Origin of the sequence: Stenotrophomonas sp. SY1 (genome assembly GCF_021202945.1) — a bacterium.
Lineage (GTDB): Bacteria > Pseudomonadota > Gammaproteobacteria > Xanthomonadales > Xanthomonadaceae > Stenotrophomonas.
This window is the reverse complement of sequence record NZ_JAJOYR010000004.1, coordinates 1-14,833: the sequence shown is the minus strand read 5'-3', so window position 1 is coordinate 14,833 and position 14,833 is coordinate 1. Positions and strand designations below refer to the sequence as shown.

Sequence of the window (14,833 nt, the reverse complement as noted above, 5' to 3'; positions counted from 1 at the left end):
GCCGGAGCCCGCCATGCGCCGCCTGTTCATCCCGCTTCTGCTGTCCCTGCTCGCCGTCGGCTGCACCCCGCCGGGGCCACCGCCGGGCGGCAGCATCGCCACGTTCGAGCGCATCGACACCCAGCAAGGCACCGGCGCCGAAGCCGTTGCAGGCAGCAAGGTCACCGTCCACTACACCGGCTGGCTGTATGACGAACGCACCGCCGACAAGCATGGCGAGAAGTTCGACAGCTCAGTGGATCGCGGCGAACCGTTCACCTTCAACCTGGGCGAGAAGCAGGTCATCCGCGGCTGGGATGAAGGCTTTGCCGGCATGAAGGTCGGCGGCAAGCGCACGCTGATGATCCCGGCCGAGTACGGCTACGGCAATCGTCGCACCGGCCCGATTCCGGCCGGCTCCTCATTGGTATTCGATGTCGAACTGCTTGATGTCCAAGCTCGCTGATACCGACCTTGCCCAGAAGCGCGTCGCCGTGATCGGCGGCGGCCCTGCCGGGCTGTTTGCCGCCGAGCGGCTGCGCAGCGCTGGCGTGGCGGTGGACCTGTACGAGGCCAAGGGCTCTCCGGGGCGCAAGTTCCTGATCGCAGGCAAGGGCGGGCTCAACCTCACCCATTCCGATCCGCGTCCGTTGTTCGATTCTCGTTATCGCGAGCGGCAGGCCCAAATCGCACATTGGCTGGACGGCTTCGACACCGACGCTCTGCGCCGCTGGGCACAGGGCTTTGGCGTGGAAACGTATGTCGGCAGTTCCGGCCGCGTGTTTCCGGTGGACCGCAAGGCAGCGCCATTGCTGCGCGGCTGGGTCCGGCGGCTGAAGGAACGCGGCGTGCGCTTTCACGTGCAGCACCGCTGGCTGGGCTGGAACGACGATGGCAGCCTGCGCATGGCCACCGAAGATGGCGAAGTCGCGGTGCGGGCCGATGCAACCGTGCTCGCGCTGGGCGGCGGCAGCTGGCCGCAACTGGGCTCCGATGGCAGCTGGATGGACGTGCTGCAACAGCGCGGCGTGGATACCGCGCCGCTGCAATCCGCCAACTGCGGCTTCGATGTCGATTGGACCCCGCACTTCCAGCAGCGTCATGCCGGCGCGCCGCTGAAACCGGTCGTCGCGCATTGGCGTGACCTCGACGGCCAGCCCCAGCAGTTGCAGGGCGAATGCGTCATCAGCGAATACGGCATCGAAGGCAGCCTGATCTACGCACTGGCTGCGGACCTGCGCGAAACCCTCAACCGCGATGGCCACGTAACGCTGGAGCTGGACCTGGTGCCGGGGCGTGAGGAATCCCGCCTGCTCGCCGAGCTGGGCCGCCCGCGCAAGGGCCGCAGTTTCGGCGAACACCTGCGCCGCGCCGCCGGCTTGGACGCTGTGAAAGCCGGCCTGTTGTTCGAAGTGCTGGGCAAGGACGCCGGCAACGACATCGCCGCCGTTGCACGCACGCTCAAGCGACTGCCATTGCGGCTGCTACGGCCGCGCCCGATGGCCGAGACGATCAGCACCGCAGGTGGCGTGCGCCTGGAAGCCATGAACGAAGCGTTGATGTTGAACGCCGTGCCCGGCGTGTTCTGTGCAGGCGAAATGCTGGATTGGGAAGCGCCTACCGGTGGCTATCTGCTGACCGCGTGTTACGCCAGCGGGCTGCGCGCCGCCGAGGGCGTGATCCACTGGCTGCAACGCTGACCGCAACGTAGGCCCGGATGGAAACCGGCAGTGCCGAGCCATGCTCGGCAGGAGCCTTCCCGGTACCGTCAGAGCGGAGCATGGCTCCGCTCTACAGGCAATGCCTCAACGCAGCTTGCTCGCTCGCAATGCGGCCACGCGCGCGGGTGGCGTGAACGAATCACTGCGCGCATCAGCCCAGTACTCACGGAACACCACATGCTCGGGCACCGTGTTCAACAGCTCGCCCGGTGCGATGTAGCGGTACAGCGAGGCCAGCGAACGGATTTCCACCGGCGAGACACGGCGCAGGATGTGCTCCGGCCCAAGCTCGGACGGATCGTGCAGGCCCGCTGCGCCCAACAGGTCACGCAGCGCGCGCAGCGTGTTCTCGTGGTAGTTGAAGACACGCTGGGCCTTGTCCACCGGCTCCAGGTGGCGCCAGCGGCTCGGGTCCTGGGTGGCGATGCCGGTCGGGCATTTGTCGTTGTGGCAGCTGAGTGACTGGATGCAGCCCAGCGCGAACATGAAACCGCGCCCGGCGTTGCACCAGTCCGCACCCAACGCAATGGTGCGGGCAATATCGAACGCACTGGTCACCTTGCCCGCCGCACCCAGTCGAATGCGGTCGCGCAGATTCAAGCCCACCAGCGTGTTGTGGACCAGGATCAGCGCCTCGTTCATTGGCACGCCAACGTGGTCGATGAACTCTGCCGGCGATGCGCCGGTACCACCTTCGGCACCATCGACCACGATGTAATCCGGCAACAGTCCGGTTTCATGCATCGCCTTGGCGATGCCGAACCATTCCCACGGATGACCGATGGCCAGCTTGAAGCCCACCGGCTTGCCACCAGACAGCACGCGCAGACGCGCAACGAATTGCAGCAGTTCCACCGGCGTGGAAAACGCCGAATGCTTGGAGGGCGACACGCAATCCACGCCCATCGGCACGCCGCGGGTAGCGGCGATCTCAGCGCTGACCTTGGCTGCCGGCAGCACACCGCCATGGCCGGGCTTGGCGCCCTGCGACAGCTTGATCTCGATCATCTTGACCTGGTCGCTGCTGGCGTTCTCGACGAAACGCTCCTCGCTGAAACGACCATTGTCATCGCGGCAACCGAAGTAGCCCGAACCGATTTCCCACACCAGATCGCCGCCATTCTCGCGGTGATACGGTGAAATGGAGCCCTCACCGGTGTCGTGGCAGAAGCCACCCAGCTTGGCGCCCTTGTTCAGCGCGCGAATGGCATTGGCCGACAACGAACCGAAGCTCATCGCCGAAATATTGAACACACTTGCCGAATACGGCTTGGCGCACTCCGGGCCGATCACCACGCGGAAGTCGTGGTGCGGAATCGTGGTCGGTGCCATCGAGTGGTTGATCCACTCGTAGTCGACCGCATACGCACTGCGCAGCGTACCGAACGGCACCACATCCATTTCATTGCGCGAACGCTGGTAGATCAGCTGCCGCTGCTGGCGCGAGAACGGCACGTCCTCCAGATCGCTCTGCACGAAGTACTGGCGGATTTCCGGGCCGATGGATTCAAAGCCATAACGGAAATGTGCCAGCACCGGGTAGTTGCGACGCAGCACGCTGCGCCGCTGCAACACATCCCAGGTACCAAGCACCGACATCAGGCCGAACAGGCCGACACCCCAGTACCATGCGGGCCAATGGCTCGCCAGAGCGAGTGAAACCGGCAACAGAACCAGTGCCAGCACGTAAACCAGATAGCGATGCATTGCCGTCCTCGACTTCAGGGATGGCGGATTCTACATCCCGCCGTCACAAACGGTCGTCGACAAGCTCGCGCGGCCAGGCAGACTTCACGTCGTAGATCACCGTATCCGGCTTGCCCAGAGCGATGATCTGCTCGCTTTGCAGTTCGCGGAACTGTTGGTGTGCAACGGCCAGCAGCACTGCGTCGTAGGCACCGGCCTGCGGTTCCTTCACAAGTTCCACACCGCCCATGTCGTGCGCATTGCGCGGATCGGCCCAGGGATCGAACGCGTCCACCTGCGCACCGGCGGCGGTCAGCATCTGCACCAGATCCAGCGCGCGACTGTTGCGCAGGTCTGGGCAGTCCTCCTTGAAGGTGACGCCCAGCACCAGCACCCGCGCGCCCGGCAGCGCCTTGCCCTTGCCTTCCAGCAGCAACCGCACGCGGCTGACCACATGCGCCACCATGCGATTGTTGACCTGCCGCGCGGTGTGGATCAGGTCCGGGTGATAGCCCACGCTTTCGGACTTGTGCAGCAGGTAGTACGGATCAACACCAATGCAATGCCCGCCGACCATGCCGGGCCGGAACGGCAGGAAATTCCATTTGGTGCCGGCCGCTTCAAGCACGTCCAGCGTATCGATGCCAAGCCGGTCGAAGATCAACGCCAGCTCGTTGACCAGCGCGATGTTCACGTCACGCTGGATGTTCTCGATCACCTTGGCCGCTTCTGCCACGCGGATCGACGGCGCAGGCCAGGTGCCGGCGGTGATGATGCGTTGGTAGAGCGCATCCACCACCGCTGCGGCTTCGGGCGTGGAGCCGGAGGTGATCTTGCGGATGTCCGGCAACCGCCGTTGGCGATCACCTGGATTGATCCGCTCGGGACTGTAGCCGCAATGGAAATCATCGTTGAAACGCAACCCGGAACCCTGTTCCAGCAGCGGCACGCAGACTTCTTCGGTGGTGCCCGGGTAAACGGTCGATTCGTAGATGACCAGGTCACCGCGCTTGAGCACGCCGGCGATCAAGGTACTGGCACGACGCAGCGGCTCAAGGTCGGGCTGCTCGTACGCATCGATCGGCGTCGGCACGGTGACGATGAAGACATTGCACGCAGCAAGCTCGGCCGGGTCCGCGGTGTAGCGCGTATGGACGCCAGCGGCCAGCTCGGCGCCCTCCAGCTCCAGCGTGTGGTCATGGCCGCGCTGCAGCTCGGCAACGCGCGCCACATCGATGTCATAACCCAAGGTGTCCAGCTGCTTGCCAAACTCCACAGCCAGCGGCAGGCCGACATAGCCCAGGCCGATGATGGCGATCCGCGGCGTGGCCGCGGCAGTAATCTCGGCGCTCATGCCGCCCCTGATAGATGCGAAGTGGTGCCCGGAGCCGGAATCGAACCGGCATGGCCTTGCGGCCGGCGGATTTTAAGTCCGATGCGTCTACCAGTTTCGCCATCCGGGCATCGCGATAGCGTGCCTGATCGGGCCGCGATTGTGAATCACGGCCTGCGCCATCAGCGACGGAATCGTCAGATTGCCCGGGAATACCGCGCCGGCTGCTGCGGCGCCTTCAGGTAACGGTCGAAGCACATGGCGATCAGGCGAAGCAACGGGCGCCCCTGGCGGGTAGCGGCAACGATTCCCTCGCGACAGCTTGCCAGCCCGTCGTGCTGCAACCGCTGCAGGGCCACCAGTTCGTCGGCGAAATAGCGGTCGAAATCGATGCCGTGGCGAGCCGCCAGGGCTCGACCGTCCACCTTGCCGTGACACATCAACTCCTGGATCAGCTCGGCGCGTAGCAGGTCATCGGCGTCCAGCTCCAGGCCGCGCCACACCGGCAGACCGCCTTCTTCCAGCCGTGCCTGCCAGTCCTTCAGCTCGCGCGGATTCTGGCTGTAGCTGTTGTCGATGCGGCTGATGGCGCTGACGCCCAGCCCCAGCAGATCGGTGTCGGCGTGGGTCGTGTAACCCATGAAATTGCGATGCAGGCTGCCTGCCCGCTGCGCGCGGGACAGGTCCTCCTCGGGCAGTGCGAAGTGGTCCATGCCCACGTACTGGTAGCCCGCCGCCGACAGCCGCTCCACGGCCAGCCCCAACAGGGCCAGTTTCTGCTCCGGATCAGGCAGGTCGGCGTCGTGGATCTGCCGCTGCGCCTTGAACATATGCGGCAGGTGGGCGTAGCCGTAGATGGCCAGACGATCCGGCCGTGCGGCCATCACGGTGTCCAGCGTGCGCCCGAAGCCTTCCAGCGTCTGTCGCGGCAGGCCGTAGATCAGGTCGACATTGACCGAGCGCATGCCGTTGTCACGACAGGCCTGGAGGATGGCCATCGTCTCCTCGACGCCCTGGATACGATTGATCGCCTGCTGCACCGCCGGGTCGAAATCCTGCACGCCAAGACTGGCGCGATTGAAACCCAGTTCGGCCAGCACCGCGATATCGGCCACTTCAACTGAACGCGGGTCCAGTTCGATGGAAAAATCGCGTGCAGGGCTCTGGCTGAAGTTGAAATGGCGGGCCAAACCCTCCAGCAAGCGGCGCAGCTGCGCCGGCTCCAGGAAGTTCGGCGTACCACCACCAAAGTGCAGCTGGATCACCTCACGCGCGGCATCGAACAGCGGTGCCGCGCGTGCAGCCTCAAGCAGCACCTGGTCCACATAGCCCTCGCCCTTGCTGCGGTCCCGGCTGATGACCCGGTTGCAGCCGCAGTAGAAGCACGGGCTGGTGCAGTAAGGAACGTGCACGTACAGCGACAAGGGCCGTGCGGACGCATTGCTGCGGGCGATGGCGGCGCGTAACTGCGCCTGCCCGTAACCGTCGTGGAAATGCGGGGCGGTCGGATAGGACGTGTAACGCGGTCCCGGCCGGTCATGGCGGCGCAGGATTTCCGGGTCGAAGGTCCAGCCCAGGGGATTCAGCGGCACAGGGGAGATTTCCATGACGCCAGCTTGGCCCTGACTCATTGCCAGCGCCTTGAGCTAGATCAATCCGGCCGGCGCAACTTCGGCTTGATTCAGATCAAAACCCCGCTGACCCACCGCCCTTAGTCTGGAATGGAGGTTATTCCGCCCGCAGATTCAGGCACCGGCCATAGCGACGGTCCCGGTCGCGGTCCCGATCGCGCAGCTCCGAGCCCCATGAACGAATTCGAACCGGTGCCCCAGCCCCCCCGCTCCACCGTGCAGCAGCTTGGCGCGGTGCTCTGGCCCAGCTTCTTTGCAGCGGTGATCGCCGCGGCGGTGTTCTTCTCACTGGTTGATCCGTTGAAGCTGGGGGCCGTCAGCTTCCCCGAATACGCCATCAGCCGCGAACGCGGCTACACGGTCGGCTTCCTGCTGCTCTGGCTGGCCACCGCCTCGGCCAGCGCCGTCACCGCACTACTGTTGCGCCCACGCCGGGGGGAGAACGACGAAGGCCCACTGGAATGACGCTGCAACAGGGAAAGCGGCGGCGTGCGGCCGCACGGGCACTTGTCGCGTCGGCACTGCTGGGCGCGTTCTACCTGCTGCCCTGGTTGCAACCCGGCGGCAAGCCGGCGCTGCTGCTGGACCTTACGGCCCGCCAGTTCCACCTGTTTGGCATGCAACTGGTCCCGGAGGATGCCCAGCCGCTGCTGTGGCTGGTGACTGCCTGCATCGCCGCACTGGGCCTGCTGACGGTCCTGTGCGGGCGCCTGTGGTGCGCATACATCTGTCCACAGACGGTGTTGACCCGCGTGTTTCGCGGCCTGGATCGCCTGACCACCTTCGATGGCATCGCGCGACCTCTCGGCCCGCTGCTACGGCACGGCTTGTGGGCCGTCATCGCACTGTGGACCGGCATCACCTTCGTCGGCTACTTCAACCCCATCGGACAGTTGGTCCAGGCGCTGCATCCATTCGCCCTGAACGGCTGGGAGTGCTTCTGGATTGCCTTCTATGCGCTGGCCACCTGGGCGAACGTGGCGCACCTGCATGAGCAGGTATGCACCCATCTCTGTCCCTACAGCCGTGTACAGCACCTGATCACCGATGCCAACACGCCGATCATCCAGTACAACGCGCCGCGCGGTGAGCCGCGCGGCCCGCGCGGCGTCGGCGAGGCCAGCGTCCTGCACCGCTCACGCGGCCTGCTGGACCCGGTAACCGCCAGTGATTACGTGTTCCGAGCCGCGCATCCGGCCATTGCCGGCGCAATGCCCAAGTTCGCACCGATCCACCTCGGCGACTGCACCGACTGCAACGCCTGCCTCCAGGCCTGCCCGATCGGCCTGGACATCCGCAACGGCCACACCAGCAACTGCATCGAATGCAGCGCATGCATCGACGCGTGCGACGACACGATGGCCCGCAATCAGTTCCCTGAAGGGCTGATCCATCGCGCGCACCTGGCCGATACCGAGTCCACCACCGTTCGCAGACTGCGGGTCAAACCGCTGCTGTTCGCCGCGATGATGGCGCTGTCGTTGGTACTGATGTATCTGAGCGCGGGCGGCCCGCTGTAGGAGCGGCGCAAGCCGCCAAGCTGGAGTTGCACCCGCTGCCAGCAATGCATGGATAGCTGACATGCTCCGCTCCGCATCGCCGTGAGCTTCGCGGCGTGCGCCGCTGCCACAACGCCACGGCAATATCGCGCGCAACAAAAAAGCCGACCTGATGGCCGGCTTTTTATGTTTTCCACTCGCTCCGTTTCCGGGGAGTGGTGGGCGGTACAGGGTTCGAACCTGTGACCCCTACCATGTCAAGGTGCAGGGACATTAGGGAAATCAACCACTAAGCGCGACAGCGCGCGACACACAGCGACACGGAAAGGCGCATCCCGCCGTGCCCGCGACACGGCAGCGATGCCAGAGCGATGACACCCCCGCAGCTCCTGTTGCTTCGTATCCCGGCCAACAGGATCAGGCGCGTTCAGGTTGCAGGCCACCCTGTCCGCCCCTATAAGGGCGTTCCAAACCCTACATTAGGCCGCAGCCCCGCCGCTTGGAAGTTCCTGCAGCAGATCAGCCCTGCATTGATAGGCCTGCTCGGCGTTCTTGTCGGCTCGTTCTTGACCCTTGGCCGAGAGTGGTGGGCAGCCAAGCGCCGAGCGCAGAAAGACGCCACCTACCTGGCCGCCATCGTCGGTGGGGAGCTCGGCAAGGTTCGAGGGATCCGCGTTGACCCAGCGCTCGACGTGCTCCCACTTCATATTGATCACCGTCCGGTCGTGGCCGCGGCCAGCACTCCGGGCTCCAGCTTGCCTGTCACAGCCACGAAGCACAGCATGTCCGGCTCCTAGCCCGCGGGATCCGTCCAGAGATCCCAAAGGCATGCCACAAGCATCAGCTCGCCAGTTCTCGGTGTGTACTCCATCCGAGCCAGCAACCCAACCGATCACCGCCCCGTCATCTCGGCCTGACTCTGGCGGGCGCCGCCCGCCAGAGTGTTGGTCATTAGGTCGGGCCAGGGAGGCCCAACTGACCCGTTATCAGCGTGGCAACTGCGGGGATCGATCGGGCCTGTCTAAGATGTCCTTAAATCTGCTGGATAGGCCCGACTTCGCCATAGGGGGGCTGGCAGTTCCCGTAGCAGCCACCAGTGCCAGGCGGGTTCCAACCACCAATCCCTCCCGGATTGCCGCCACCATTACCACCACCCGTGCCAGGCGGATTCTGCACTATATCTCCCGAACCTTCAGATTCTTCGACGGTCTGTCCGCAAGGCTTTTGCACGTACTGAATGTTCGTCGAGGTCACCCACAGTTGCCTGTGAACTACGGTCACATACCCTACGAACTGCGTCTCTCGCCAGAGTGTCTTGCCCACCAACTTCTCGCCGGCATCATCCAAACCCTTGAAGAATGCCAACGCAGGCGTACCGGCGGATTTAATGTCATCCAAGGTAACCGTAATTTTGAATGGTGGCATCGCCTGGGTAATGCACTCTGCAGCGAGCAATCCACCAGCAGTTAAAGACAGAAGAACGGCGGCCAACGCAGACTTACGCATCATCAAAGCTCCTTTTTCCCGATGGTTACAGGTCTAAAATCTACCGGATATTTTGTTCCAAACTTCTTCTCGTACAGCGAATTAAGAGTGGAGTTCAGTAAAACAGCGTTAGCCTCACCTCGCATTCTCTGCTCAGGCGTAAGCGAGCTGGAGAACATTGACTCCCTGGTGATGGCTGCCGAGGTATTACCCCTCATCTCAGAAACTCTTGCCACCGCATATGCATCAATCAAGCTACCTTCTCCCGGCACCTTGGCGAGCCGTGCGGATAGCAACTGCAATGCGAAGTCATCACCATTGGCTGCCGACAACAGCAGCTTGTCCACCGCACCACGGTCCGGCAGACCACGCGCGTCCAGCATGGTCTTAGCCACTGCATCGCCCGCATCAGCAGCAACCTGCAGCAGCCCGTCAGAGAGCTGAGAGTACGTTTCCCACTGACGAGCATTGGGATATCCGTGACGATCCAACCAATTTTGCTCATCAATGCTCTGAGGAGCAAAGGGATCATCCTCCAGACTCATTCCGCTCCTTGAACGAGGAACATTGGGAAACGGATTTGAGCCCGCAGGCTTTGCACCGCTGGAAGCAGACTCGGCGGAAGAAACCATCGCTCGCTCTGCATTCTTCAAGTCTGAAGCACGAAGCACTACCTGACTATCTGTGGGCAACGCCTCATCAGTAGACCCTGCATCCCCACCTCCCTTTTTCAGCGCCGTGACGCCAATAGCAACTGCGATCACTACCAAAACCGAGATCGCAAGCAAATTCACCTTCTTCGATCGCATTCCAAGAGAATCCATTCACTTAATTCAATTGATGTTTAGCATTTTGCATTCATCGTGGTCAACAGACCGAGCGGCGAGCGGTGTGCGTCAGGCGGCCCTGGCAGCATCAATTCCCGCGATCACCCAACCATCTCAAGCTCCCGTCCGGCTTTCTGTATCGCAGGCTCTGGCGGACACTCACCCGCCAGAGCAATCGTCATCAGGTCAGATCAGGGAGGCCCAGCTGGGCGCGAATCAATGTGGCCACGACCTGCGTCGATCGGGCGTTAGACAGCATATCCCTGGTGATCTGGTCGAACTGCTGGGTGACCCCCGGCGAAGGGTTGCATCCGCTTTTCCGGAACTCCGCGTAAAGCACCACGTGTTCATCGTTCAAGAACCTTTCCATTGGAGCGTCTTCGGTAGCGCGGCAGTGTTGCTCGCTTTGAGCAATGCCGCGAGTGGTCCGCTTACGTGGTTGCAGCCGCGAAACGACCGACGGCGACGAATCCTGGTCGCCATACGAAAGAACCAGGGCACGCTTCCTTTGCTTTTCCTTATCCAAAACCAACCCCTGTAACAACGCCGGCGGATTGCCGACGCCTTTGACGTTGCGCCCAAACAGGGTGGAGCTTTCTCTCGTTAATTCGGCGCACCCAGCGACCCAACCAGACAACCGTCAACCGCGATCGGGGGTGAAAGCAATAGGCAACCACTACATGTAGGGCACCCACCCCTTGCGTAACGACTTGTTAACATTACCCTCACAATTTGCAGTAAATTCCGCGCAAGGTCAGGGGGACTGGAACTTGAGCAAGCAACGGACGCAAACGCGAGAAGACTTGATTCGTGACAACGAAAGGATGCGAACGCAGCTCGCAGCCATGCGCACTTCACGCCTCAGTAGCAATGTCACTGCCATCCTGAAGCACCTAATTAAGTACGGATCTATCGCAACGGCGGTCGTTCTGTCGATCAGATATCTGGCTGGGCAAGTCACGGTTGTCGATGCTGCGGTCGATCTTTGCGCCAGCTTCAAGGATCTGCTTGAGGAACTTGCACCCAAGTGGTGGGTCCAACTTGTAACGGTAGCGATCTACCCCTTTTTCTGGAGGGCATATGCTAGGTTGCGCCGAATCAACTCCGACCACGTGCAGAAGCTTTCACAACGCACGGTTGAGAATGAAACCGCCATGGACCCGAACCGCTCATCGAGTGGTTTAGGCAAAGACGGGGAAACACACGAAAGGGACAAGATATGATCACCATCACCGCTTCGATTATTGCTGCACTACTGGTGTTAGCACTGGGGCACGTGGCATTCACCATCTACCCTCAGTCCGCCATTGCGATGGCCCGCCACAACCTCTTCAACTTGCGGGATGAGCTTTTTGATCTCGGAGCACAGGGCAAGCTCAACTTTAAGAGCCCTGGCTACAAAGCCACCCGACAGCTGATAAATGGCCTAATCAAGTATGCGCATGATGTAAGCCTCATGCAGATCTTCACAACCAAGCTGATCATGAAGGCCCGGAAACAACGCATCACAAGCGTCAAGGATTGGGAGAAGGCAATCAACGCGCTTAGCAAAGAAGAACGGAAGTATGTGGACGATATCTATCGCAAGGCGATGGTTCACATGGTCAGGCTCTTGATTACGAAGTCAGTCCTATTAACCTCTGCTCTCGGCGTGTTCCTCGTGCTCGGGGGCTGTGTGATGGCGATGCAGCGGAGCGCCAAGGCTGTTGCTTCGGCTCTCAGTAGAGCTCGGGAAGGCAAAGCTCCGGCAGCGGATAGAGACGAGATTTACCGTGCGGTGCTAGCCAAGCGCACAGGCAAAAAGTTCAAGAGATTTGTCACTGGCGAAGCGCGACGCTACTCAACGCCAGGGTTCGGATCTCAATTGGCAATGGCTTAAACAGAGGGGACGGGAACGTCCCCTTTTCTTTTCTCATTCAGCGAGCCCCACTCTTTCCCGCATCCGGGCAGCGAGTTTCGGATTCAACACGATCCCGCCCTCGGCATTCGCGCTGTAGCGGGCCCGCGACTTCATCGACGCGCGGATGCTGCTCGACGAGATCGCCACTTCGGGATTGGTTTTGTTGAACGCCAGGATCTTCTCCATCACCGCCGCGCGATCCCCAGCGTCACCATTGCGGATAGCCATGGCGTAGGCGTTCATCAGGCTCTGGCGACGGCCGGTGATGTGCTCCTCGTAATTCTTCAGCGCGCGGTTCCGCTCGTACCGCTCGGCGATCTGCGCCGGACTGAAGCCCGAGCCCTGCAGCAGCACCTGCCACAGGCTCACGTCCTCGAGCACAGGATCACCGCGGAGCGTGTTGACGCCTTGGGTGGCATAGCGGCCAGCCTTGATCACGTCCTTCATGCCCTTGGGCAGCATGGTCTCCACGCCGCGCATGGTGTGCCCCTCTCCGATCTGCTGCGTACCCACCAGCACGTTCTTCAGGACGCCGCCCATGGGGCCGGCCGCCTGCTCCAGCAGGTGGTTGAACAGGCCGCGGCCCTCGAGCTCGCGGTCAGCGTCGCGGATCCACAGAGAGTCCAGCCCGACGCGGCCTGCGATGTTGGCCCCGGTCAGTTTGTTGGCCGGCCCGCGCAGCAGAAGTTCTGCGCCGCTGGGGCCCACGGCTTCGGACAAGAAAGCGCGGAACTCGGTCTCCGCATCCCAAGGTTCGTCGTCGTCACCGAAAGCGGCCTGCAGGGCGTTGAGCGTGCCCATGGCCATGCTCATCATCGGCAGGCCCAGCACGCCCGAGAACAACGAACTCATGCCCAGGACGCCAGCAAGGTTCCTGCGGGCGATGCGACGCACCTCTGGGTCCTGTCCCTTGGTGCTCTGCCACACCATGCGGCCCAACGCCCAGGTCATGTTCAAGCTGTACTGGCGGAACATCAGCAGCACCTTGGCAGTACCGCTCTGCATGAAGCGCGCGCGGTTGGCGTTGCTGTAGTCGAAGTGGGTGTCGAAGATGGCATCGCGCGCAGAGCGTACGGCCTCGTCGAATCCAGCACCACCGTCACGGGCCAGGCGGAAGGCGGCCATACCGGTCGCCTCGCGGTTCACTACTTCCGTCTTGTGGAACCCCCAGCCGATGATCTCCATTGCCTTGGACCATGCCGGGTTGTAGCCGGCCATGCCGCCCTCGGCGATGCCGGCCAGGTTGTGAGCCTGTGTCTTGTCGATCGCCCCGGAGACCTGCAGCGCCTGGTAGGCCCGCAATTCGTCTGGATCCGTCAGGGTTCGCTGGATGTTCCCCATGGTGCGCACGGCGTCCCGGCTGGCGGCCAGCATGTAGTTCATGGCCTTGATCGGCCCGTGACGTGCTGCCAAGAACGGGTAACTGACCAGTGCGGTCTGCGTCAGGTTGACCAGCGCCGCCGCCGGCGTGGCGCCCAGGTAGTAGGTGAAGCCGAACGACGACACCAGATTCGTCAGGGCGCTGTCCGTCGGATTCATGATCCAGTCGTGCCGCGACTTGAGCTCAGCAAGGATCGCGTCCCCTGCGGCAATCCGCCGGGTGTCCGCCTCAGGTTCCCGCCGGGCCGCATCCTGCTGCTTCTCAAGCAATCCCAGGACATCCTGCAGTTTGTAGGAGAAGCGTTCTCGGGCCAGCTGGTGGGCACCGTGGTGCATGTTGAATGCAAAAGCCCTGACAGCGTCCGTGTCGAAGCCGGGGATAGAGCGGCGATGGATGCTGCGCTTATGCGCGGCGGTTGTGGTGTACCAGCAGGCCCAGGTCAATGACTGGGGCTTGCGTACCACCGTCGCCAACACCGCTCTCAACAGCTTCCGCAATGCCGGATCGGTACCGGACTGCAGCGCGCGGCTGAAAGCCCTCATGGCCCAGGACTTCTCTTGGTCCCGCTGGCAGGAATCACTCGACGCCGTTGATGCCGTATCGAGCGGCGGCTACTCAATTTCCCCCGACGCTTGCGCCAGAGCAAACACGATCGTTCCCCTGACGGTTGTGCCGGACTCCCCACCGGATGCCACGTCAGTGGCTGCTCTGGCGCAATGCGTCATCTACGACCTGGCCTTCGTCGAGGTGCGTTCGTGAGCGCCTCCAACGTCGAGCTGATGACAGAAAAGCGCGCGCTCGTTGTGGGTGGCCCTGCCGGCACCATCGTCTGGCTCACCTGCGCAGAGCACTGCATCTACAAGCAGCTGCTGCAGGCAGGCGGCGAGCTGGTCACCCACGCGAACCTGTCCGTGGCTCTGTACGGCGGCACGCCGCCCGCCAAGTCCAATTGCCTGCAGGTCCTCGTCAGTCGCCTCCGCAAGAAGCTGGCGACCGCTGGCGCGAATCAGCGAATTCGGAACACCCGAAAGATCGGCTATCAGCTGCTCACCGTAGGTGTGGCATGAGCGCCAGGTATCGCAGCGGCCCCAAGCTGCCCAGCCCAAGTTCACAGCACCAGGGCATCACCGTGGCAATCCGCGTGGTCCGCAAGTACGGAACGCGGGTCCCCACCACCGACGAGCTCTGCCGAGACTTTGGTATGAGCAGGGCCACCGCGTACCGATGGGCGGCAGCACTGCGCGATGACCATCAGCCGCAGCCGCGGCAGGGCAGGTCCTGATGCGCACTCCCTCGCTGCAATCGGTCGACAGCCAGTTCGACGTGTTGTTCGGCGCCCATGTGCTGCCCGACGACATCGCCACCCCTGCCCCGCGCGGCCACCAGCTCGA

General features: G+C 62.7%; 16 protein-coding genes and 1 tRNA gene. 8 read left to right on the top strand and 9 right to left on the bottom strand.

Annotated features, from left to right (window positions below):
* Positions 1 to 13 precede the first annotated feature (13 nt).
* Entirely contained in the window at positions 14 to 445 is a 432-nt protein-coding gene (locus tag LR961_RS18535) for an FKBP-type peptidyl-prolyl cis-trans isomerase (RefSeq protein ID WP_232151458.1), read from the top strand.
* Entirely contained in the window at positions 429 to 1,679 is a 1,251-nt protein-coding gene (locus tag LR961_RS18530; protein WP_232151457.1) for a TIGR03862 family flavoprotein, read from the top strand. The genes LR961_RS18535 and LR961_RS18530 overlap by 17 nt, the downstream gene beginning before the upstream one ends.
* Before the next feature lie 105 nt (positions 1,680 to 1,784).
* Here LR961_RS18530 and LR961_RS18525 read toward each other — a convergent pair whose 3' ends face one another.
* From LR961_RS18525 to hemN, 4 genes are all read right to left on the bottom strand, one after another.
* Complete coding sequence (locus LR961_RS18525) at positions 1,785 to 3,407, bottom strand: FMN-binding glutamate synthase family protein (protein ID WP_232151456.1); 1,623 nt, start codon at positions 3,405 to 3,407, stop codon at positions 1,785 to 1,787.
* Positions 3,408 to 3,450: 43 nt separating this feature from the next.
* A complete protein-coding gene (locus tag LR961_RS18520; RefSeq protein WP_232151455.1) occupies positions 3,451 to 4,740 on the bottom strand; it encodes a nucleotide sugar dehydrogenase in 1,290 nt (429 codons plus the stop codon).
* Between the two features lie 22 nt (positions 4,741 to 4,762).
* Positions 4,763 to 4,849: transfer RNA gene (locus tag LR961_RS18515), tRNA-Leu, on the bottom strand.
* Positions 4,850 to 4,916: 67 nt separating this feature from the next.
* On the bottom strand, positions 4,917 to 6,326 hold the full coding sequence (gene hemN / locus LR961_RS18510; RefSeq protein WP_232151546.1) for an oxygen-independent coproporphyrinogen III oxidase: 1,410 nt from the start codon (positions 6,324 to 6,326) through the stop codon (positions 4,917 to 4,919).
* 198 nt (positions 6,327 to 6,524) lie between these two features.
* Here hemN and LR961_RS18505 point away from each other — a divergent pair, with 198 nt between their 5' ends.
* Both LR961_RS18505 and LR961_RS18500 read left to right on the top strand, forming a co-directional pair.
* Entirely contained in the window at positions 6,525 to 6,815 is a 291-nt protein-coding gene (locus tag LR961_RS18505; protein WP_232151454.1) for a hypothetical protein, read from the top strand.
* On the top strand, positions 6,812 to 7,870 hold the full coding sequence (locus tag LR961_RS18500; protein WP_232151453.1) for a 4Fe-4S dicluster domain-containing protein: 1,059 nt from the start codon (positions 6,812 to 6,814) through the stop codon (positions 7,868 to 7,870). The genes LR961_RS18505 and LR961_RS18500 overlap by 4 nt, the downstream gene beginning before the upstream one ends.
* 458 nt (positions 7,871 to 8,328) lie before the next feature.
* Here the strand turns inward: LR961_RS18500 and LR961_RS18495 are convergent, their stop codons facing one another.
* The 4 genes from LR961_RS18495 to LR961_RS18480 all read right to left on the bottom strand — a co-directional run bounded on the left by LR961_RS18495 (position 8,329) and on the right by LR961_RS18480 (position 10,798).
* Complete coding sequence (locus LR961_RS18495; protein ID WP_232151452.1) at positions 8,329 to 8,565, bottom strand: hypothetical protein; 237 nt, start codon at positions 8,563 to 8,565, stop codon at positions 8,329 to 8,331.
* Between the two features lie 316 nt (positions 8,566 to 8,881).
* Positions 8,882 to 9,358, bottom strand: coding sequence for a hypothetical protein (locus LR961_RS18490; protein WP_232151451.1), 477 nt, complete (start codon positions 9,356 to 9,358; stop codon positions 8,882 to 8,884).
* A complete protein-coding gene (locus tag LR961_RS18485) occupies positions 9,358 to 10,143 on the bottom strand; it encodes a hypothetical protein (protein ID WP_232151450.1) in 786 nt (261 codons plus the stop codon). The genes LR961_RS18490 and LR961_RS18485 overlap by 1 nt, the downstream gene beginning before the upstream one ends.
* Before the next feature lie 199 nt (positions 10,144 to 10,342).
* Entirely contained in the window at positions 10,343 to 10,798 is a 456-nt protein-coding gene (locus LR961_RS18480) for a hypothetical protein (protein ID WP_232151449.1), read from the bottom strand.
* Positions 10,799 to 11,006: 208 nt separating this feature from the next.
* Between LR961_RS18480 and LR961_RS18475 the strand changes: the two genes are divergently transcribed.
* Together LR961_RS18475 and LR961_RS18470 are read left to right on the top strand one after the other, a co-directional pair.
* Entirely contained in the window at positions 11,007 to 11,384 is a 378-nt protein-coding gene (locus tag LR961_RS18475; protein WP_232151448.1) for a hypothetical protein, read from the top strand.
* Positions 11,381 to 12,040, top strand: coding sequence for a hypothetical protein (locus LR961_RS18470; RefSeq protein ID WP_232151447.1), 660 nt, complete (start codon positions 11,381 to 11,383; stop codon positions 12,038 to 12,040). Before LR961_RS18475 ends, LR961_RS18470 begins: the two co-directional genes overlap by 4 nt.
* A gap of 33 nt (positions 12,041 to 12,073) precedes the next feature.
* On the opposite strand, the gene LR961_RS18465 is transcribed toward LR961_RS18470, so the two are convergent.
* The gene (locus LR961_RS18465) at positions 12,074 to 13,885 is read right to left on the bottom strand and encodes a PLxRFG domain-containing protein (RefSeq protein ID WP_232151446.1); all 1,812 of its coding nucleotides are present in this window, start codon (positions 13,883 to 13,885) and stop codon (positions 12,074 to 12,076) included.
* Here LR961_RS18465 and LR961_RS18460 point away from each other — a divergent pair.
* Complete coding sequence (locus tag LR961_RS18460; protein WP_232151445.1) at positions 13,776 to 14,201, top strand: hypothetical protein; 426 nt, start codon at positions 13,776 to 13,778, stop codon at positions 14,199 to 14,201. The two genes, LR961_RS18465 and LR961_RS18460, sit on opposite strands and share 110 nt — an antisense overlap.
* Positions 14,198 to 14,509 (top strand): helix-turn-helix domain-containing protein, encoded by a 312-nt coding sequence (locus LR961_RS18455; protein WP_232151444.1) that lies wholly within the window; start codon positions 14,198 to 14,200, stop codon positions 14,507 to 14,509. The genes LR961_RS18460 and LR961_RS18455 overlap by 4 nt, the downstream gene beginning before the upstream one ends.
* Positions 14,510 to 14,833 lie beyond the last annotated feature (324 nt).